This window comes from Streptomyces sp. NPDC007084 (genome assembly GCF_040703595.1).
Taxonomy (GTDB): Bacteria; Actinomycetota; Actinomycetes; order Streptomycetales; family Streptomycetaceae; genus Streptomyces.
Genome location: NZ_JBEYFY010000002.1, coordinates 173,522 through 193,433, shown reverse-complemented (window position 1 = coordinate 193,433; position 19,912 = coordinate 173,522). Strand labels below are relative to the sequence as shown.

Here is a 19,912-nt window from a genome sequence, read left to right as displayed (position 1 = left end):
CGGACGCTCCTCAGCACGATGGCTCATTCCAGAAGGAGCGGCATGCCCCCCAGCGGCCAGAAGCGACCGCAGTTCGCCACGCCATTGACCTCGATCGAGATCTGTGCGGGGGCCGGCGGGCAGGCCGTGGGGCTGCACAACGCCGGATTTGACCATTTGGCCCTTGTTGAGTGGGACCAGCACGCGGTCAGTACCCTGCGGGCCAACGTCGGCCACTGGCCTGGGTGGACGCCTGAAAAAGCCCAGGCCCTCGACCCTATGGACGTCAAGAACTTCCTCAAATCAGACACACGTAAGGCGCTTGGCCTCAACGAGGGCGATCTTGACTTGTTTGCCGGTGGCGTCCCGTGCCCCCCGTTTTCTTTGGCTGGAAAGCGCCTTGGGGCCGATGACGAGCGAGACCTATTCCCTGCGGCACTGAGCATCATCAGGAAGCTCCGCCCCAAGGCGGTGATGATCGAGAATGTCCGGGGGATTCTCGAGCCCCCGGAAGTTTTCATCAAGTATCGCATCGAGATTCTCGACGAGCTGCGCCAGGCCGGCTACAGGGTACCCGAAATCAACGAGTCACTCTCGCCTACAGCGCAAGATATTCAAATGCGAAAGGTGTGGCGCCGACTCGACGCCAAGGACTTCGGCGTTCCCCAATTGCGCCCCAGAGCCATCCTTGTCGCGATCCGTGACGACTTGCCAGATGTCCATGCGGAAGAATTCCGATGGCCTCTGGCGCTCAAGGCTGACGAAGCCACTGTCGCTGAAACCCTCAAAGAGACCATGCGGGAACGGTGCACTCCGTACTGGAACAAGAATAAGTACGGAAAGCCGCCGAGGCCGAACGATCGCACGGGTGAAAAAGTCTTCGAGGAGTGGCTTGAAGCGGCCGAGAAATCGGCGGCGGCAGGCCGCGGTGTGGCCCCCACGCTCGTGGGCGGATCAAGGAAGCACGGGGGTGCCGACCTTGGACCCACCCGCGCGAAGAGGGCCTGGCAGGCGATGGGGGTTGACGCCATGGGGGTGGCCAACGACCCGGAGGCCTGCGACCCGGAACGTGATCTGTTCAGAGACAACGGTCCGATGCTCACTGTCGAGCAAGCCGCGATGATTCAGGGCTTCCCACGAGACTGGCAGTTTCAGGGGAGGAAGACAGCCAAGTACAGGCAGGTAGGCAATGCCTTTCCCCCTCCGGTCGCGGAAGCCGTCGGACGGGCAATCGCTGCGGTTCTGCGGCCGGAACACCGGGATGAGCTTCTGAGTGAATACCACGTCGACAGCGCGGATACGGCCGTCGTTGAGGACGTTCCACAGCAGTTGGAACTCTCTGTCTCAGCTGTGGGCGGGGCCCCCTCGGCGCGCAAGGACAATCGCGGCAATCTTGTCGGCACAAGCCGCTGAGGACTCGTGCTCCCAGAAGCGGAGTACGACCCAGCCCGCTTCCGCGAGCTTTTGATCGGTATCCCGGTCCCGCTTCACATTGCGCACCACCTTCTCGGACCAGTAACCCGAGTTGGTTCTCGGCGGCACATAGTGTTCAGGGCATCCATGCCAGTAGCAGCCATCGATGAATACCGCTACTTTCGCCGGACGGAACACCATGTCGGCCGTCCGGCGAAGGTCTGGCAGGGGACGCGCCGAAACCCGGTAACGGAGCCCCTGGGCATGCACCAAGCGCCGGACCAGCCACTCCGGTTTCGTGTCGCGGCTTCGGATCGCCTGCATGTTGCGGCGACGGGCGGCAGACGAAGCCCACGAACCTTCGGGTGCCGCCCATTCGGCTTCGGAGGAGTCGGAGGACACGGCAACGATCGTAGTGCTCTCCGACTCCTCCGGCCTCAGCCCTACCGGCTGCCTCCCAGGTGACTCAGCAACGCCTCGATGTCACTGGGCGCCAGACCAGCAGCCACCGACGGTTCCTCTTCCAGGTCGGCGAGCTGCTGGACGGTGGGATCGTCCAGGATCTGTCCCATGAAGGCCAGCTTCTGCTCCAGCCGAGCGGCCACCACCTCATCGATGGAGTTGCGTACGGCGAGAACCGTCACCCGCGTCTCGGTGTCCGGAGCCAGTCCCAGGCGGTGGATACGGTCCAGGCTCTGGAGGAACCGGCCAGCCATGAAGTCCCGGTCCACGTAGACAGCGTCGTGGCAGTGCTGGTGCAGGCTGATGCCCTCGCCGAGGGTCGCCGGGTTCGAGATCAGGACCATGCAGGCCGGGTCCTCGCGGAAACGGCGGATCTGCTCTTCCCTGTCGGGGGTTCCTCCGTAGACCACGGCCGGGCTGAATTTTCCCAGCATCTGTTCCAGCGTCGTGAGACTCCGGACGAATGTTGTCCATACCAGGGTCTTGCGCCCCGCCGCCGCGTTCTCGGCGATGATCGCAACGGCTTCCTTGTACTTCGGCGACAGCTCGTAGTCGGGGAGATTCTGCAGCTTCGAGTAGAGCGAATCGCCCACGGGAACCTCCAGCGGAGGCAACTGGTATGCCAGCGGTTCGTATTTGGTGGCTCCCTCCAGCAGGAGGGCCGGACTCGTCGCTGCCATGAGGAGCCGCAGGGCGGTCTTGCCGAGCGCGCCAAGGTCCTCCCGTGCCGCCCCACTGCCCATCCCGCCGACGAGAGAGGTGTAGATCTCGTCGTGCAACGGCGGCATGTCCACGTAGCGGATGCCCAGATCGACAGGCGGAAGACCGAGTTCCTGCTTCGTCGTCCTCGTGAACAAGGGCCGCAGGACAGTACTCGCCCGCTTGAGGTCACCCCCTGCGACGGCACGTACAACGGTCTGCTGCCCGTGCCCCGGCCACACGAAGCCCAGAAGGTTCTCCAAGTCCTTGGATCCGTTGGGAGCCGGCGTGCCCGTGAGGATGAGCCGCCGGTCGGCGTGCGGCCCCAAGGCCATACACGCGGCGCCATATGTGCCGCGGGCTCCGAGCTTCATCCGGTGCGCCTCGTCCAGGATGATCATTGAAGGTTCGGCGGCCAGCCACGCGGTCAGCATCGCCAAGGAACGGTCCAGCCGTTCGTAGTTGACGACTATGACCTCGGCCCACTGATCCCGGGACCCGTCCAGGACATTGATGCGCAGTGCGTGTGTCAGGCACTCCGATGTCTCGAAGCGCCACGAGTCGTAGGCCGACTTCGGGCAGACGACAAGGAGCCGCCGGACGTGGCCCGCTGCCTTCTGAGCCGCGTAGACGGCAAGCGCGACGCGCGTCTTGCCCGCACCGGGCACGCTGAAGTTGGCGCCGTGCTGGAGGGACAAGAGTTTCGCGATGTCCCGCTGCTGGAATGGGCTCAACTCGCCTTTCCAGTTGTCGCCGAGCAGCCCCATGACCTCGTCGGCCTGCACCTCGCCGGCCGTACCCGTGCCCGCGAGCCGGGCTTCTACGGTCCTGGCGTCCTGGAGTACACCAGTCACCAGTTTCCTCAGAGCGTCGGACCATTCCACCCCGCCGGGATCCGGCCAGTCGCCGAGGACTTCCAGGTTGGCCAGGAAATCGTCAAGAGCGACTGAGGCACTGAGGAGATCAAGCTGTCCGCCCGTCCGAAACCGGGCGGCGAGCTGGACTAGGTCCGCCTGGTAGTACTGAGTGGTCCGCAGGACGACGAGCGTGTGGCTCTGGTCGAAGCCCAGGTGCAGGGACGTTTCATCCGATTCGGTGGTCACTGCTGGCCCTCCTTGGCGACAGCCTCCACCAGCCACGCGACGCCATCTCCCGGGTCGTCAAGTCCGCGGCCCGCCTGCTGGGCAAGCTTCAGCAGACTGCCCCGAAGCTTGACTACCGCGTCATCGAAGGCCTCTTCATCAAGACTGCGCGAAGTGCGGGCCTGCACCAGATCGCTCACACACTGGTCGATGCTGGCACAGGCCTCCGCGAGCCTGGCTGGCGCCAACTGCTTGCGCTTCCGGAGGCGCGCGCTGCGGCCAGCCGCCTCAATGGCCTCGTCGAAGGACCTCTTCGCATTGTCCAGAATGCTCTGAGCCTGCTCCTTTGCCTCGTTCCCCAGGTCCACGCCGGCGTTCTTGCCGCGTACGACGGCGCTGGCACGCAGCAGGCTGTCGTTGAGGGCCTTCATGTCAGCCACAGCGGAGGACGCGGCCGGGACCTCCACCCCGAGCCCCGGGATCATGACACCCGCCGGCTTGGCCTCCGGCCGTTCCACAGTCCCGAGGGCAGCGGCCACCAGCCCCTGTTCCAGCCCTTCCTTGAGGAAGTCCTCGTTGATGTAACGCACATCAGTCTTGGAGAAGTTGAGCAGGATCGCGGCCAGCCGCAGCTCCTTGAGGATCTCCGCCTGGTCACGGTCGAGAGTTTCCAGCTTCACGTACAGGCGCTGGAGTTCCTTGAGACGCTCCTGAGCGCCCTCCCAGTCGACCAGCCGAAGGCCGTCGCCGCCGGCGCTCTGGCTGCGCTTGATCAGCTCACGGATCGTGCTCAGGATCCAGCGCTCCTGGTGGTAGGTCCGGACCTGGATCCGGAACTCCTTGGCGATCTGTTCCGGCGTACGTCCCAGGGCCGCCTGCTCCTCCATGGCGATGATCCTGTTGATGTACGAGTAGTCGCGACGGTGGTCCTTACGGAGCTGCAAGGACAGCTCGACGGCATTGATGTCCGCCCACGTGAACGACTCCGGCAGCACCCCCACACGCATCGACTGCACTCGAAGCTCACGCAGCGCGGCGGCACGCGTGTTGCCGTTGACCAGGATTCCGTCATGGGTAACGAGCCCGGGATCGTTCTGGCCGAACTCCTCAAGGCTCTCCTTGAGAGCGTCAAAGTCCACATCGCGCAGGTGGGTGTCGGTGGGCGACGCCTGCAGGAGAAAACGGAGATAGTCCTGGCTCTCCGCACTCCACGGGTTCTGGTCCAGCTCCGCGTCCCGCGCAGCGTCGTGGCTGCGCTGGGCACGAATGCGGTGCGTACTGGGGTTGAAGTAGAGCTTGCTGAGCGGAAGGTCGATCACATCGACGTGTGCCTTCTGCTCATTCCAGTCGACGGTCACCGTCTCGCGGGTGCCGCCGGCGGTCTGCGCCTCCGCAACCTTCTTCTTGATCAGTTCACTCAGCTCGTCCGCCTGGGGCGGCGGGGGAAGTTCTCGCATCATTCCTGTTCCGTCCTGTCCGAGTCGTCTACGCCGTCGAGAACATCCGCCACGGCCTTGCGGGAAACCTCCGGAAGCGTCCGGTACTGCCCCCAGAGCTTGTCCAGAGGACTCAAGGAACGCCGGTCAGCGGCAATCCAGGCGCGAAGTACCCGCCGCTCCATGGGAGACAAGGCGCTCACCTGCCCAAGGACCTGCTGAAGGTCCGCCTGTCGGCCCACGCTCCCCACGCCACACCGCTTGCACTCGGTGACCAGCTGGTGGGCGACACCGCCGTCAGGCTGAACCACCGGGCGGCGAGCCACATTGAGCACAGCCTGTGCGATCCCTTCTTCATACACCTCACCGGCTGCGATGCCGCACGTGCGGCAGAGGTACCCATCCTCATACAGCACCTTCGCGCGCTGGGCAGCCGTAAGGCTCGCCTTATGCTTCGGCGCCTTCGACTTCCCAGGAATCCATACCTCCGCCCCCTGAGCAACGAAGCGCTGCTCCTGCTGACGAAGGGTGGGATCCTCACGACTCGGCGAAATCTTCCAGTCATGGTCTCGCAGGTCGCGAATACGCCGGTCGATCTGCGCAACGTCCGGGAATGCTTCCCGCAGTTCCGCCTTCGTGAAGATGTTTCCCACTCCTACTTCCTGCACCAGCCAGAGTGCAGCCCGAGCCATGCTTCCGATAGTGGTGTCCCGCCAGGACGGCATTGCCATTTGCTCACTCCTGCTGTCAATCGCGCGTTTCCCAACGAAGGCGATGTTCACGAGGTTAACGAAGGCGATGTTCACGAGGTTTACGAGCGCCCGTAACTCGCGCCGCACCGCCCCGCCTTACCCCCCAGCCTTACCCCCCACTCCTCCACGAGCTCCTCCACGAGCGGCTAACCCCAGTGTCCCACCGCGAACCGAAAACCAGTCCTCCATGGAACACTTGCGCACCAAGTAGCAAGCTTTCAACTCCACGACGGCCATGCACACTTGACACACACGAAACGCCCCCGCCCGCTATCCAGCATCGATTTCAACCGTTTCACCCGCATACTCCCGAAAGGCCAGGCATCTGGTATGCCACGAGCAAAAGGAAGCTACGCGCCTTACTGCTGGGCCGAGAAGCCCTTCGCCAGTGACATTTCGCCAGGAAAGCGCGCGCTGGCAACGGAGCTGCAACGGCTCTGCCGTCTCCTGGCGCTGGAACCTGACGGCAGCGCTCCAACTCAGAAGCAGGCAGCCGCCCGGCTGCACGTAAGCGAAACGTCACTGTCGCGGTACCTCAGCGGCAAGTACCTGCCGGGCCAGGCCGTTCTTAGGACGATCCACACCGCGGTGGATGGCATCGAGGGAGCCGACGTCACGCTCAGCCACTTGGAGAAGCTGCATGCCGCAGCCGACGCTGAGCAGTGCCGCGCCTGTGTGGAACTGCGGCGGCAGGTCACCGCCGGTGCCGTGGAGCTTGGCAGCACACGGGCTGAACGTGACGCAGCGCAGCAGGAGGCCTCAGCCCTCCATAAGCGGGCCACGGCCTTGAAGCACCAGGTGCGGGCATTGGAGGCCCGTGAAGGGCGAGCACTCAAACGAACGGCGCGGAGGGCCATTCGAGCCGGCCAGCGATCACGTCAGAGTGCCCGACAAGACGCAGCTCTGTTGCCGGTCCCCCGTTCGAAGGGGGACCGGCAACAGAGAATTCCTGAGATGCGGGCTGCTCTGCACGTCGCCCGGCAGGCCGGGGATCTGCAGAGCAGCGGCCGGCAAGACGGGGCTCTGTCACTGCTTCGGCAGTCTGCCGAGGTGATCAGCCCGGCTGAGACGGCGACCCTTGTCCACGTCTTGCGGGAGACTCAACTGGATGACCTGGCTTCCACCTTGATTCACATCTACGGGCGGGACAACTCCGATCCCGACGTGATGCGGGCAGCGGCTCATCTCCACCAGAATGGAAACCCCGACGACGCTGCCGCCCTCTTGCAAGCAGCTCTCACGACGCGGACTGGCACCTCTTGAGTGAGGCTGGCCAAGCACGTCCTCCAGGTCCGGTCTGCTGCACAAATCACCCCGGGGTCCGGCGTCGAGGTGATGCTGGACACGGGTTCGCGCCGAGCACCCGCGCGTGCTCGTGCCGGGGTGCCGTGCGTTCCGTCGATTCGGCCCCGTTAGCCTCGATTCGTTCGGTACCCGTTCGGCGGTCGGCGCTGGGGCGGTGTAGGCGGTAGTGGGAGGCAGTGATGGTGAAGGTTCCTGGTGGAGTGGTGGCTGCTGGGGGGCTTGTCGGGGGGTACGGGGTTGCCCGGTGGACCAGGAAGCGGCAGCTCGGCGGGGTTGTTCTCGCCGGTGCCGGGGTCCTTGCCGCTCAGCAGTGGAAGCAGCGGGCCGGCGGGACGGCCGCCGGGGTGCTGAGCGCCGCGTACGTCGCCGCCTTCGCCGGGTCTCACCCGCTCGCCAAGAAGGTGGGCGCCTGGCCCGCCGTCTTCGGTGTCGCCGGCGCCGTGGCCCTCACCTCCTGGGCCGTCGCCGACCGGCGGGGCTGACCGGCGGGGCGACCAGCGGGGCCAGCGGGGCACTGCTCACCGACGGGGCTGACCGGCGGGGCCAGCCGGCACCCCCCGGGGGGACTCACCCCGGCCCCGTTACGCCGCCGCCCCCTCCCCCCGAAACGCCCGCCTGTACGCCTGCGGGCTCGTGCCGACCACCCTCTTGAAGCGTTCCCGGAACGCCGTCGGCGAGCCGAAACCCGCCTGGGTGGCGATGCGTTCCACGGGGTGAGTGGTCGTTTCCAGGAGGTACTGGGCGCGGCGGACGCGGGCCAGGTGCAGCCACTGCAAGGGCGTCGTACCCGTCTGTTCGCGGAATCGGCGGTTCAGGGTGCGGGTGCTCATGCCGGCCTTGACGGCGATGTCCTCCAGCGTCAGTTCGCGCTCCGCGTTCTCCTCCAGCCACGCGAGCAGCGGCTCCATCCTCGTGCCCGCCGGCGCCGGTGGCTGGGCGTGCACGATGAACTGGGCCTGCCCGCCCTCCCGTTCGAGAGGCATGACCGACAGCCGGGCCGCGTCCGCCGCGACCGCCGAGCCGTGGTCCCGGCGGATCATGTGCAGGCACATGTCCAGCGCCGCCGCGGCCCCCGCCGACGTGAGGAACTGGCCGTTGTCGACGTAGAGGACGTTCGGGTCGACGGTCACCGCCGGGTGGCGGGCCGCCAGTTCCGCCGCCGCCCGCCAGTGCGTCGTCGCCCGCAGCCCGTCCAGCAGTCCCGTCGCCGCCAAGACGAACGCTCCCACGCAGACCGACGCGATCCGCGTGCCGTTCGCCGCCGCCGCGCGCAGCGCCTCCGCGACCCCTGGCGGCAGCGGCAGCGACGGGTCGGACCGACCCGGCAGCACGATCGTGTCCGCCTCCGCCAGCGCCTCCAGCCCGTACGGCGCGCGCAGCGTGAACGCCCCCGCGTTCACCTCCGCGTCCGCCATAACCGAGCAGACCCGGGTCCGGTACGCGGGCCTGCCGTCCGGCAGCCTCGCCCAGCCGAACGTGTCGATCGGGACGGAGAGATCGAACGGGATGACCTGGTCGAGCGCCAGTACGGCCACGGTGTGCATGTCTGGAGAGTACGGGTACGACCGGTTCTCGTCACGTCCCCCCCCTTGCATCCATCCCTCACGTCCATCCCTGACCTTCACCACCCCGGGGAGACCACCCGCCTCGCCCCAGCGTCACACCCGGCCGCCGCCCTCGCTCCCGCTCCCGCCTCCGCCTCCGCCTCCGCCTGCGGATTCCCCCCATCTGCAGCCCCGACCACCAGCGCCACCAGCATCGATACCCCTGGCTAGAATCCGTTGCCCTCTGGCAAAAGCGCCACTTCTGCAAGATCGGCCCCCGCCCCTAACGTCACCCCGTGACCAAGTTCCTCCTCGCCGTCCACGTCATCGCCGCGATCGTCGCCATCGGGCCCGTGACGGTCGCCGCGAGCATGTTTCCGCCGGCCGCGCGCCGGGCCCTCGCGGCGCCGGGGGATGCCGGCGCCCTCTCCACCGCGCGGCTGCTGCACCGCGTCTGCCGGGTCTACGCCGTCGTCGGCGTCGTCGTTCCCGTGTTCGGGTTCGCCACCGCGAGCAACATGGGGGTGCTCGGCGACACCTGGCTGATCGTCTCCATCGTGCTGACCGCCCTCGCGGCCGGCGTCCTCGCCCTGCTCGTGCTGCCCCGGCAGGAGGCCCTCGTGGACGGGCTCGTGGACGGGCTCGCGGGCACGCGGGACGGAGCAGGGGCCCTCGATCGCGCCGCCACCGTTCAACTCGCCATGTTCACCGGGATCTTCAACCTGCTCTGGGCCACCGTCACCGTCCTGATGATCATCCGGCCCGGCTCCACGACCGGAGCCTGACCGGACTGCCGTACCCCACAGCCGCCCGCCTTCACCGACCAGGTGACGCAGTACGCCAAGGACACCAAGGGCGGTCTGCCCGTCGGCTTCCAGAACGGTGTCGGCGCCTTCCCCGTGCTGGTCAGCGACCGCGTCGATCCGGCCGCCGTGCAGTGGGCCGAGGTACAGCAGCGGATCAAGTTCGCCTGTATGACCCGGCCCGTCGTGGTCGACAGCTCCCGCCAGTACGTGGGGATGTACCGCGGCAAGCCCGCCCTCGGACGCGTCTACGCCTCGTACTTCCTGGAGAAGGCAACGCGGTACTTCTACGCCCAGTGAACCCCGGGACCGGGACGGACCCGGGGCCCGGACGGACCCCGGGACCGGGACAGACCCGGTGAACCCCGGGGCCCCCGGACCGGGTGGACCAGGCGGACCGGGTGGACCCGGGGAGCGCCCTCAGGCCCGGTGCCCCAGCACGTTCACCACCCGCCCGTTCGGGTCCCGGACGAAGAACCTTCGTACGCCCCACTCCTCGCCCCGCAGCTCCCGCACCACCTCCGCGCCCGACGCGAGGACCCGCGCGTACACCGCGTCGACGTCCTCCACCTCGACGCTCAGGTCGGGGACGACGGGCGCGGTGCGTTCCTCGGTGAGGAAGCTGATCTGGGCGGTGGGGTTGGCCGGGGAGGCCAGCGTCATGACCCAGCCCTGGTTCATGACCTCCTCGAAGCCGAGCAAGCCGTAGAAGTCACGGTTCGTCTCCATCTCCTTGTCGGAGCCGACCTGAATGTCGGGGACGATCCTGCGGATGCTCATCAGCGGTGCCTCCTGGCGACTCGGAAAGGTCTCGGGGTGGGGCGAGGTGCCCCGGGTGGCCCAGTGTGCCGGTGTCCCGCCCACCGGCGTCACAGACAGCGCGCGGCCCTCCTGCCCACCGGCGTCCCAAACAGTGCGCGCCCCTTCTGCCCGCCGGCGTCACAGACAGCGGGCGGCTCTCCCGCCCCGCGTCCCTACGAACGGTGCGCGTGCGCGAGTACGAACCAGTCCTCGCTGTCGGCCGGTTCCGTGCCGTCCGTCCTGAACCGCCGGGCCACCGCGGCCACCACCAGCACCCCGGACGCGCCCAGCAGGGTGAAGAACGCCCAGGTCAGCGGCCAGGCCTCGGCGAAGCCGTCCGGCGGCGCGGGATGCGTGCGCAGGGACACGTGGAGCAGGGCGGCCGGTGGGGCGGCGACGATCAGCAGGGGCCAGGCGAGCGCGTCGCGGAGGCCGACGTACGCGGCCAGGAGCAGCAGGCAGGCGGCGAGGGCGAGGACGCCCGTGCCGGTCACCGGGGTGGTCTCCACCGGGGAGCCCGGGGTCTCGGGGCGGTTGCGCGGGTCCCAGGGCAGGCAGAGGAGGTACGCCGCGCAGGAGAGGGCGGCGCCGAGCACGCGGGTCAGCCAGCGTTCCGGCCATGGGCGCGTTCGCAGGGGGCGGAGCAGCTTCTCGGTCATGCGTACGAGCGTTCCCTGTGCGGCGGGGGCCCGACAGAGTACGCGTACTCAGAACCCGGTACTCAGCACCGGATACTCAGACCGGCCCCGCGCCCCGTCCGGGCGGCGCCCCGCCCCGTACGCACCTCACTTCACCGGCGCCGACGAGTCGGACGACGCCTCCCCGGAGCCGCCGGACCCGCCCGAGCCGCCGGGCCCCGAGTTCGCCGTCGACAGGGGCGCGGCGATGTCCTCCAGCGAGCGGCGCTCGGCGTTGACCGCGAGGAACACGGCGACCAGGCCCGCCGCGCACATCAGGCCGGCGCCGATCTGGAAGGCGAGGACCGTGTCGCCGACGACGCCCGACTCGGTGAGGTCGGCGAAGACGAGCGGGCCGCTGATACCGCCGGCCGCGGTGCCGATGGCGTAGAAGAAGGCGATGGCCATGGCCCGGGTCTCCATGGGGAAGATCTCGGAGACGGTCAGATAGGCGCTGGAGGCGCCGGCGGAGGCGAAGAACAGCACCACGCACCAGCAGGCGGTCATCGTCACGGCGGTCAGCGAGCCCTGGTCGAAGAGCCACGCGGTGACGAACAGGAGGATGCCGGAGAGCAGATAGGTCGAGGAGATCATCACCCGGCGGCCGACGGTGTCGAAGAGCTTGCCGAGCAGCAGCGGGCCCATGAAGTTGCCGGCCGCGATGACGGCGAAGTAGTAGCCGGTGCCGCCCGTGGGGACGTCGAAGAACTTGGTGAGGATGGCGCCGAAGCCGAAGGTGATGGCGTTGTAGAGGAAGGCCTGGCCGATGAAGAGGGCGAGGCCGAGCACCGCGCGCTTGGGGTAGCGGCCGAAGACGGTCTTGGCGATGACGCCGAAGCCGATGCTCTTGCGCTGCTCGACGGTGATCTCGCCGGCGGGCGGCGGCAGCGGCTTGCCCGTCTCCTTTTCGACTTCCTGTTCGACGGACTCGACGAGTTCGTCGGCCTCCTCGCCGTGTCCGTGGATGAACTGCCACCGCGGGCTCTCCGGGACATGCCGCCTGACCAGCAGGATCACCAGGCCGAGGACGACTCCGAGGGCGAAGGTGAGCCGCCAGCCGAGGTCCTTGGGGAAGATGTCGGTGTTCAGCATGAGGATCGACAGCAGGGCGCCGCCGATCGCGCCGAGCCAGTAGCTGCCGTTGATGATGAGGTCGACCCGGCCGCGGTACTTGGCGGGGATCAGCTCGTCGATCGCCGAGTTGATGGCCGCGTACTCCCCGCCGATGCCGAAGCCGGTGAGGAACCGGAAGGTGAAGAACCACCAGGCGTCGAAGGACAGGGCGGTCAGCGCGGTCGAGGCGAGATAGACCATCAGGGTGACCATGAACAGCTTCTTGCGGCCGTAGCGGTCGGTCAGCCAGCCGAAGAACAGGGCTCCCGCGCAGGCGCCCGCCACATAGAGCGCCGCCGCGATACCGGTGACCTGCGCCGAGGTGATGGACAGCCCGCTGCCGTCCTCGGAGAGGCGGCCCGCGATGTTGCCGACGGTGGTGACCTCCAGGCCGTCCAGAATCCAGACGGTGCCGAGGCCGATCACGATCATCCAGTGCCAGCGGGACCACGGCAGCCGGTCCAGCCGGGCGGGCACGCTCGTCGTGATCGTGCCGGTCGACGCTGGGGTGGGGGCCGGGGATGCGGGTGCGGTCATGGGGGTCCCTCTCCTTCGAGTGAACGCCGCACGTGTTCCCCGATCCGCGCCCGCTTACGCCCCCGATGATCTCCGCGCACGCCCCCCGGTGATCTCCGCTTACGCCCCCTGGTGATCTCCCCGCACGGCCCCGGGTGACCGCCGCTCACACCCCCGGTGACTTCCGCTCAACCCCCCGGTGACCTCCGTTCAGGCCCCCGGTGATCTCGGCCGCGCCCCCGGTGTTCTCCGCCCGCTCACGCCCCCAGCGCCCGCGACACCGCGTAGATCAACAGGCCGACCAGGGAGCCGACCACCGTGCCGTTGATCCGGATGAACTGCAGGTCACGGCCGATGTTTGCCTCGATCTTCTTGGTCGTGTGCTCGGCGTCCCAGCCGGCCACCGTGTCGGTGATGAGCGAGGTGATCTCTCCCCGGTACGTCGTCACCACGTACACCGCCGCGCCCTCGATCCAGCCGTCGACCTTGGCCTGGAGCTTGGGCTCGGTGGCCATACGGGCGCCGAGGGAGAGCAGCGAGGCCCGCACGCGCAGCCGCAGCTCGCTGCGCTCGTCCTCCGCCGCGGAGACGATCATCGACCGTACGGCCGTCCAGGCGGAGGCGATCAGGTCCTGGACCTCGCCGCGGCCCAGCACCTCGCCCTTGAGGCGCTCCACGCGGGCCCGGGTGTCGGTGTCGGACTGGAGGTCGGAGGCGAAGTCGGTGAGGAACCGGTCGAGGGCGCCGCGGGCCGGGTGGGACGGGGAGTCCCGCATCTCGGTGACGAAGCGCAGCAGCTCCCGGTAGACGCGCTCGCCGACCTTCTTGTCGACGAAGCGGGGCGTCCAGCCAGGCGCGCCGCCCTGCACGGCGCCCATGACCTGCTCGTCGTGGAAGACCAGCCAGTCGTGGGCGCGGCTGACCACCAGGTCGACGACCCGCCGGTGCCCGCCGTCCGCGACGACCCGCTCCAGCATCTTGCCGATGCCGGGCCCGATCTCCTGGGCGTTGGCGCGCCGGGTGATCGCCTCGCCGACCACGGCCTGCACGTCGGAGTCGCGCAGCACGGTCAGGGCGCCCCGCAGGGCGGTGGCCAGCTCGGCGGTCACCCGGTCCGCGTGGTCGGGGTCGGCGAGCCAGGTGCCCAGCCTGCCGCCGATGCCGACGGCCCGCAGCCGCTGCCGGACGACCTCCTCGGAGAGGAAGTTCTCGCCGACGAACTCGCCGAGCGAGACGCCGAGCTGGTCCTTCTTGGTGGGGATGATCGCGGTGTGCGGGATGGGCAGGCCGAGCGGGTGCCGGAAGAGGGCGGTGACGGCGAACCAGTCGGCCATCGCGCCGACCATGCCCGCCTCCGCGGCGGCCGCCACATAGCCGGCCCAGGCGCCCGCGCCCTCGTGCGAGGCCCACTTCGCCAGGACGTAGACCAGGGCGACGAAGAGCAGCAGGCCGGTGGCGGTCGCCTTCATCCGGCGCACCCCGCGCCGCTTCTCGAGGTCGGCGGCGCTGAAGGTGTTCATGGCGCGTCCCGGCGGCGCGGCGGCGCGGGAGGCGCTCCCTGTCCCGCCGGGACCGGAGGTGCTCCCGGTCCCGCCGGGGTTGGAGGTGCTCCCGGTCCCCCCGGGGTTGGAGGTGCTCCCGGTTCCGCCGGGGCGGGTGGTGCTCCCGGTCTCCCCGGGGTGCGCGTGCCCCACCCCGTCCGGTTCACCCGATTTCGTGCGTTCCATTCACTTCACCCGTCCACAGAACCCGACCCGCCAGGTCACCATTGTCCCTTTCCCCTCTCTTCTTGACCGACTACGGGAACGGCACACGGGTTCCCGGCGTCTGTTCGGATGGGGATTCGACCGGAGGGGCCCAAAGGGGGGTGCGTCGGTACTCTCCCGGCCCATGCCGCATCATGGGGTGATCACATCGGAGCATTTCGCTCCCATCGTTTCGAGGAGAGACGCACCGCATGACCAAGCGTCACGGTTATGCCCTGCTCGCCGCGGTTCTCGCCGTGGTCGTGGTCCTTTCCGGGGCCATCTACATCGGTGTCGCCGCCGACGACGGCAGCGGCACCCGGACCGACGTCGCCGGTGGGCGTACGTCGCACAACTCCGCCGCGCCCGCCTCCACCGGCACCTGGGTCGGCACCTGGTCGGCGTCCCCGTCCGGGGCGGAACCCGGCACGGAGACCACCGGCATGGCGGGCCGCTCGGTGCGCAACGTCGTGCACGCGGCCGTCGGCGGTACCGGCGCCCGCATCACCCTGTCCAACCTCTACGGCCAGCGCCCGCTGCCCATCGCGCACGCCACGATCGCGGTCGCCCTGGCCGCCAACGACCCCGCCGCCGCGGCCGACACCCTGCGCCGTCTCACCTTCGGCGGCGCCGCCGCGGTGGTGATCCCGGCGGGCGGACAGGTGATGAGCGACGCCGTCCGCGTGCGCGTCCCGCACGGCGCCGACCTCCTCGTGACGACGTACTCGCCGACCCCGTCCGGCCCGGTCACCTACCACCGGATGGCACGCCAGCTCTCGTACGTCGCGCGGGGCGACCGTACGGAGGACGTGAGCGGCACCGCGTACACCGAGCGGACGCCGTACTGGCGCTATCTGACCGCCGTCGACGTGCTCAGCGACGAGGCGGACGGCACGGTCGTCGTGCTCGGCGACTCGCTCACCGACGGCGTCACCTCGACGGTGGGGGCCAACCGCCGCTGGACGGACGTCCTCGCGGAACGGCTGCGCGCCTCGGCCGGAACCGGTGAGACGCCCCGCTACAGCGTCGTGAACCAGGGCATCAGCGGCAACCAGATCCTCGCCGCCGGCCTCGGCCGTCCCGCCGACAACCCGAGCGGGCTGAGCCGCTTCGGACGCGATGTCCTCGACCGCACCAACGTCAAGGCCGTCGTCATCGACCTCGGCATCAACGACATCCTGCGCAACCCCAACCAGGTCGACCCGAACACCGTCACGGAGGGGCTGCGGACCCTGGTCGCCCGGGCGCACGCGCGCGGCCTGCGGGTCGTCGGCGCCACCCTGATGCCCTTCCAGGGCCACCGCGGCTACACCCCGCAGCGGGAGGCCGTACGGGAGGCGGTGAACGCGGAGATCCGCGCCGGGAAGGTGTACGACGCCGTGGTCGACTTCGACGCGGCCCTGCGCGACCCCTACAACCCGCGCCGGCTGCGGCCCGACTACGACTCGGGGGACCACCTCCACCCGAGCGACCGGGGCTTCCGGCGGATGGCCGACGTGTTCGACCTGCGGCAACTGAGGGGCTCGGCTCCGGCGGAGCTGTGACCCCGGCCCTGCCTGGGCCGTGACCCCAGCCCTGCCTGGGCCGTGACCCCGGCCCCTCCCCCCTCCGGCGCGTCAACGTGCCGGAGGGCGGCGGGAGTTGGTCAGTGGTCGCCGAAGTGGCGGCGGTGGCGGTCCTCGCGGCGCTCCCGGTGGCGCTCCCGGCGCTCCTCCTGACGGTCGCGGCGCTCGCGCTCCCGCTCGTACCGGTACTCGTGGTGATCCTCGTGCCGGTCGCGGATCAGGTCCCGCGCGTCGTCCAGGGCGTCGAAGACGTCACCGAGCCGGCCGCCCTGCGAGCCCTCCAGCTCCTTGCGGGCGGCCCGGCGCTCCAGCTTCTCCTGGCGGCGCTCCTCCCGCTGGCGCTGGCGCTCGGCGCGGGTGAGCTTGCGCTCGACACCGACCCCGCCCCAGAAGGCGAAGCCGGTGATGACCACCCTGGGCGCCCCGGGGTCGCCGGGCCGGCCCTCCTCGCGGTGGTCGAAGCCGCCCATGATGCCGATGCCACGCACCACGACCTCGACGCCGGGCGGCACGACGACGTTCATCCCGCCCATCACCGCGACGCAGTTGACGACGACCTCGCGGTCCGCGAAGTTCGCCTCGCGCAGGTCGATCTCGCCACCGCCCATGAGGGCGAAGGAGTTGAAGCGCCGCGGCACCGTCCAGCGGCCCTTGCGCTCGAACCCGGACAGGACGGCCACACCCCAGGACGAGGAGCCCTCGCCGCCGACGATCCGCGATGCCCAACTGCCGTCGTCCACCGGCTGCTTGACCATGGAGACCGGGGCCGCCGCGGCAACTCCCGGCAGATCGCGGGTGATCGGCGCCAGCTCCCCGTAGGTACGGGCCTTGTAGGTGGCCTCCAGCCGCTCCTCGAACTCCTCCATGTCGAGGCGGCCTTCGGCGAGGGCGTCCCTCAGCTTCTCGGCGACCCGTTCGCGGTCGGCGTCGGAGGCGCGCAGCTCCGGGAGTTCGTCGTCGGTCATGGACGCCAGCCTACGAGTTCCCCTGCCCGCCCGCCATGCCGCTCGCCGCCTCGGACAGAGCCTTCGACACGCCTCGGCCAGGACCCGCCCACGGGCCCGCGGGGGACCCGCCCCGGCAGCGGGCTCAGGAGGCCGCCTTCCCGGCGTACATGCGGCTGATCACGGCCTCGATGTCCGGTTCGCGCACGGAGAGGTCCACGAGCGGGTACTCCGCCGCGATCCGCGCCACCAGCGGGGCGGCCGACCGGTCGGCGGGGAAGGCCAGCCACTGGCGCGGCCCCTCCACCTTCACCACCCGCGCCGACTCCGCCTGGATCGGCGGGAGTTCGCGCTCCAGGTCCACGACCAGGGTCCGTTCGCTCCGGCCCACCTCGTGCAGCCCGGCCAGCGGGCCGTCGTACATCAGCCGGCCGTGGTCGATGACCATCACGCGCCGGCAGAGCTGCTCGATGTCGGTGAGGTCGTGCGTGGTGAGCAGGACCGTCGTGCCGCGCTCGGCGTTCAGGTCGCGCAGGAACTCGCGGACCCGCGCCTTGCTGATCACGTCGAGGCCGATGGTCGGCTCGTCCAGGTAGAGCACCTCGGGGTCGTGCAGCAGTGCCGCCGCGATGTCGCCGCGCATCCGCTGCCCCAGCGAGAGCTGGCGCACGGGCACGTCCAACAGGGCCCCGAGTTCGAGGAGTTCGACGCAGCGGTCGAGGTTCTCCCGGTAACGTCCGTCGGGGATGCGGTACATGCGGTGCATCAGCCGGTAGGAGTCGATCAGCGGAAGGTCCCACCACAGGGTCGTACGCTGCCCGAACACCACCCCGATACGGCGGGCGAGGCGGGTCCGCTCGCGGGACGGGTCGAGTCCGGCGACCCGCAGCCGGCCGCCGCTCGGGGTGAGGATGCCGGTGAGCATCTTGATGGTCGTGGACTTGCCGGCGCCGTTGGGACCGATGTAGCCGACCATCTCGCCGCGCGGCACGGTGAAGGAGATCGAGTCGACCGCCCGCACCTGCCGCCGTTCCCCGCGCAGGAACCCCGTCCGCTTGCGCACGTCGAAGACCTTCTCGACACCGTCCAGCTCGATGAAGGCGCTGTCCGGACCGGCGGCCCCCCTCCCCCTCCGCTCCGGCCCGCCGTCCGGACCGGTGAACCCGCCGTCCGGACCGGTGGACCCGCCGTCCGGACCGGTGGACCCGCCGTCCCGCCCGCCGGGCCCGTTCTCCCCGCCGCCGGGTCCGCCGTCCCGCCCGCCGGGTCCGCTCTCCTCGGTGATGGCCACGACCGTTCCCCTAACTTCCCGTACTGCGATAGGCGCGCAGCCCCGCGCGCCAGGCGATGGTGGCGAGCGCGCAGCAGAGCGCCGCCACGAGTGGTGGTGCGAAGGTGACCCACTCCGGCAGAGCGAGCGGATAGGGCCGCCCGAGGACGTAGAGGGCGGGCAGCCAGTTGACGAAGGCGAGCGGGAGGACGAAGGTCACCCCGCGCAGCATGTCCTTGGTGAAGACGGTCGGCGGGTACTGGAGGAGCGTGCTGCCGCCGTAGGTGAAGGAGTTCTGCACCTCGGAGGCGTCCTGGGCGACGAACTGGAAGGCCCCGCCCGCCACGAACACCGCCGAGAAGATCACTCCGCCGCTGAGCAGCATCACCGGGACCAGCAGCACCTTGAGAAGCGTCCACTGGATGTCGAGGACGACCAGGGCGTAGCCGAGGACGAGCAGGCCCTGGACGACCCGGCCGAGCCGGCGCAGCGCGAACCGGTCGGCGGCGACCTGGGCGAGGACGGGCGCGGGCCGCACCAGCAGGGTGTCGAGCGTGCCGTCGCGGACCCGCCGCCCGAGCCGGTCCATCGAGCCGAGCGCGAGGTCCGCGAGCCCGAACGCGGTGCCGGAGACGCCGTAGAGGAAGGCGACCTCGGGCAGTCCGTAGCCGCCGATCCGGTCGACCTGCGAGAACATCAGCAGGATCGCCACGAAGTCCAGGGCGGTCGCGGCGAAGTTCCCGAACGCGGTCATCGCGAACGACGCCCGGTAGGCCATCGTGGAGCGGATCCACATCGCGGTGATCAGCCGGTAGGCGCGCAGCCCGTCGAGCAGCCGCCGGTACGGTCCCTCCCGTCCGGCGCCGGGCTCCCCGACCGCCCACTCGCGCGAGGTGCCGGGTACGCCGACCGCGTGTGCCGCCACGGGCCCGGTCCCGCCGGCCCGCCCGCGCACCGCCTCCTCCACAGGGTCAGCCACCCTGCACCACCACCCTCCGGGCCGCCGCCGACTGGAGCAGCCGCCCGGCGCCGAGCAGCGCGAGCGCCCAGGCGGCCTGGAACGCGTATGTGCCGAGCGGGTCCGCCGTGCCGAGCAGGACGTCCACCGGGGCCTGGATCAGCGACGACCACGGCAGGGCCCGTACGATCTCGCCGAGCGTGCCGGGGAACACGTTCAGCGGGAGCAGCATCCCCGAGCAGAACACCCCGGCGATCATGGTGAGCTGGGTGACCCCGGCGCCGTCGAGCAGCCAGAACGCCGACAGCGCCACCAGGAAACGGATCCCGAACCCGACGACCACCCCGAGCCCGACCGCGACCAGGAAGGCGAGCCAGGTCAGCGGGTCGGCGGGCAGTGCCAGGTCGAACAGCAGCGCCCCGCAGACCAGCGGGACCAGGCCGCGGCCCAGCAGGTGGAACAGCGCCCGCCCCAGGTCCTGCGCGAGCCACCACATCTGAAGGTCGGCGGGCCGGTACAGGTCGATCGCGATGTCACCCGTGCGGATGCGCTCGATCAGCTCCTCCTCGAAGCCGCCGCCCATCACCCCGACCACCATCAGCAGTGCCTGGGCGAGCCACACATAGCTGAGCGCCTGGGCCTGGTCGTAGCCGCCGAGGTGCGGCCTGCTGTCCCAGAGCGCGATGAAGACGTAGGCGATGATCAGCCCGAAGACGGTGTTGGTGAAGACGCCCGCGGCCGTGGCGGTCCGGTAGGTCGCGTACCGCCGGAACCCGCCCGCCGCGACGGACGCGTACAACCGCGCCGTGCCCACAACCGGTCCTCCTCCCGAGCGTTGAGCCAAGTTG

The 19,912-nt window shown here is 69.6% G+C and carries 19 protein-coding genes; 6 read left to right on the top strand and 13 right to left on the bottom strand.

The genetic code is table 11. From position 1 onward, the window contains the following. Positions 1–42: 42 nt before the first annotated feature. Entirely contained in the window at positions 43–1,392 is a 1,350-nt protein-coding gene (dcm, locus tag AB0912_RS02775; protein ID WP_366696010.1) for a DNA (cytosine-5-)-methyltransferase, read from the top strand. On the opposite strand, the gene AB0912_RS02770 is transcribed toward dcm, so the two are convergent. Genes AB0912_RS02770 through AB0912_RS02755 form a run of 4 tightly spaced genes read right to left on the bottom strand, consistent with a single transcriptional unit; the run spans position 1,324 to position 5,877 of the window. Continuing rightward, on the bottom strand, positions 1,324–1,794 hold the full coding sequence (locus tag AB0912_RS02770) for a very short patch repair endonuclease (protein ID WP_366696008.1): 471 nt from the start codon (positions 1,792–1,794) through the stop codon (positions 1,324–1,326). The genes dcm and AB0912_RS02770 overlap by 69 nt on opposite strands. Positions 1,795–1,835: 41 nt before the next feature. Beyond that, on the bottom strand, positions 1,836–3,656 hold the full coding sequence (locus AB0912_RS02765; protein ID WP_366696006.1) for a DEAD/DEAH box helicase: 1,821 nt from the start codon (positions 3,654–3,656) through the stop codon (positions 1,836–1,838). After that, positions 3,653–5,095: a hypothetical protein gene (locus AB0912_RS02760; protein ID WP_366696004.1), complete on the bottom strand. Its 1,443-nt coding sequence runs from the start codon at positions 5,093–5,095 to the stop codon at positions 3,653–3,655. Before AB0912_RS02760 ends, AB0912_RS02765 begins: the two co-directional genes overlap by 4 nt. Beyond that, on the bottom strand, positions 5,092–5,877 hold the full coding sequence (locus AB0912_RS02755; RefSeq protein WP_366696002.1) for a hypothetical protein: 786 nt from the start codon (positions 5,875–5,877) through the stop codon (positions 5,092–5,094). The genes AB0912_RS02760 and AB0912_RS02755 overlap by 4 nt, the downstream gene beginning before the upstream one ends. A 276-nt stretch (positions 5,878–6,153) precedes the next feature. Between AB0912_RS02755 and AB0912_RS02750 the strand changes: the two genes are divergently transcribed. Together AB0912_RS02750 and AB0912_RS02745 are read left to right on the top strand one after the other, a co-directional pair. After that, positions 6,154–7,086, top strand: a complete 933-nt coding sequence (locus tag AB0912_RS02750) for a helix-turn-helix transcriptional regulator (protein WP_366696000.1) — start codon at positions 6,154–6,156, stop codon at positions 7,084–7,086. Positions 7,087–7,307: 221 nt separating this feature from the next. Then, positions 7,308–7,610, top strand: a complete 303-nt coding sequence (locus AB0912_RS02745) for a hypothetical protein (protein ID WP_366695998.1) — start codon at positions 7,308–7,310, stop codon at positions 7,608–7,610. A gap of 99 nt (positions 7,611–7,709) precedes the next feature. Here AB0912_RS02745 and AB0912_RS02740 read toward each other — a convergent pair whose 3' ends face one another. After that, positions 7,710–8,672 carry a helix-turn-helix domain-containing protein gene (locus AB0912_RS02740; protein WP_366695996.1) on the bottom strand — a complete coding sequence of 321 codons (963 nt, stop codon included), beginning with the start codon at positions 8,670–8,672 and terminating at the stop codon, positions 7,710–7,712. A 296-nt stretch (positions 8,673–8,968) separates the two neighbouring features. On the opposite strand from AB0912_RS02740, the gene AB0912_RS02735 reads away from it, so the two are divergent. Further along, positions 8,969–9,457: a DUF2269 family protein gene (locus AB0912_RS02735; protein ID WP_366695994.1), complete on the top strand. Its 489-nt coding sequence runs from the start codon at positions 8,969–8,971 to the stop codon at positions 9,455–9,457. Between the two features lie 42 nt (positions 9,458–9,499). Beyond that, on the top strand, positions 9,500–9,775 hold the full coding sequence (locus AB0912_RS02730; protein ID WP_366695992.1) for a hypothetical protein: 276 nt from the start codon (positions 9,500–9,502) through the stop codon (positions 9,773–9,775). A 120-nt stretch (positions 9,776–9,895) separates the two neighbouring features. Here the strand turns inward: AB0912_RS02730 and AB0912_RS02725 are convergent, their stop codons facing one another. From AB0912_RS02725 to AB0912_RS02710, 4 genes are all read right to left on the bottom strand, one after another. Then, positions 9,896–10,255, bottom strand: a complete 360-nt coding sequence (locus AB0912_RS02725) for a VOC family protein (RefSeq protein ID WP_366695990.1) — start codon at positions 10,253–10,255, stop codon at positions 9,896–9,898. A gap of 194 nt (positions 10,256–10,449) precedes the next feature. Next, the gene (locus tag AB0912_RS02720) at positions 10,450–10,935 is read right to left on the bottom strand and encodes a hypothetical protein (protein ID WP_366695988.1); all 486 of its coding nucleotides are present in this window, start codon (positions 10,933–10,935) and stop codon (positions 10,450–10,452) included. Positions 10,936–11,061: 126 nt separating this feature from the next. Next, on the bottom strand, positions 11,062–12,603 hold the full coding sequence (locus AB0912_RS02715) for an MFS transporter (protein WP_366695986.1): 1,542 nt from the start codon (positions 12,601–12,603) through the stop codon (positions 11,062–11,064). Positions 12,604–12,839: 236 nt separating this feature from the next. Beyond that, positions 12,840–14,309, bottom strand: a complete 1,470-nt coding sequence (locus AB0912_RS02710; RefSeq protein WP_366695984.1) for a DUF445 domain-containing protein — start codon at positions 14,307–14,309, stop codon at positions 12,840–12,842. Between the two features lie 230 nt (positions 14,310–14,539). Here AB0912_RS02710 and AB0912_RS02705 point away from each other — a divergent pair, with 230 nt between their 5' ends. Continuing rightward, on the top strand, positions 14,540–15,871 hold the full coding sequence (locus AB0912_RS02705) for an SGNH/GDSL hydrolase family protein (protein ID WP_366695982.1): 1,332 nt from the start codon (positions 14,540–14,542) through the stop codon (positions 15,869–15,871). Between the two features lie 101 nt (positions 15,872–15,972). Here the strand turns inward: AB0912_RS02705 and AB0912_RS02700 are convergent, their stop codons facing one another. The 4 genes from AB0912_RS02700 to AB0912_RS02685 form a co-directional block, all read right to left on the bottom strand. Further along, the gene (locus tag AB0912_RS02700) at positions 15,973–16,857 is read right to left on the bottom strand and encodes a DUF1707 domain-containing protein (protein ID WP_366695980.1); all 885 of its coding nucleotides are present in this window, start codon (positions 16,855–16,857) and stop codon (positions 15,973–15,975) included. 124 nt (positions 16,858–16,981) lie between these two features. After that, positions 16,982–17,932 (bottom strand): ABC transporter ATP-binding protein, encoded by a 951-nt coding sequence (locus tag AB0912_RS02695; RefSeq protein WP_366696276.1) that lies wholly within the window; start codon positions 17,930–17,932, stop codon positions 16,982–16,984. 205 nt (positions 17,933–18,137) lie between these two features. Continuing rightward, a complete protein-coding gene (locus tag AB0912_RS02690; protein WP_366695978.1) occupies positions 18,138–19,085 on the bottom strand; it encodes an ABC transporter permease in 948 nt (315 codons plus the stop codon). Continuing rightward, positions 19,078–19,878 (bottom strand): ABC-2 family transporter protein, encoded by an 801-nt coding sequence (locus tag AB0912_RS02685; RefSeq protein ID WP_366695976.1) that lies wholly within the window; start codon positions 19,876–19,878, stop codon positions 19,078–19,080. The genes AB0912_RS02690 and AB0912_RS02685 overlap by 8 nt, the downstream gene beginning before the upstream one ends. Positions 19,879–19,912: the final 34 nt, after the last annotated feature.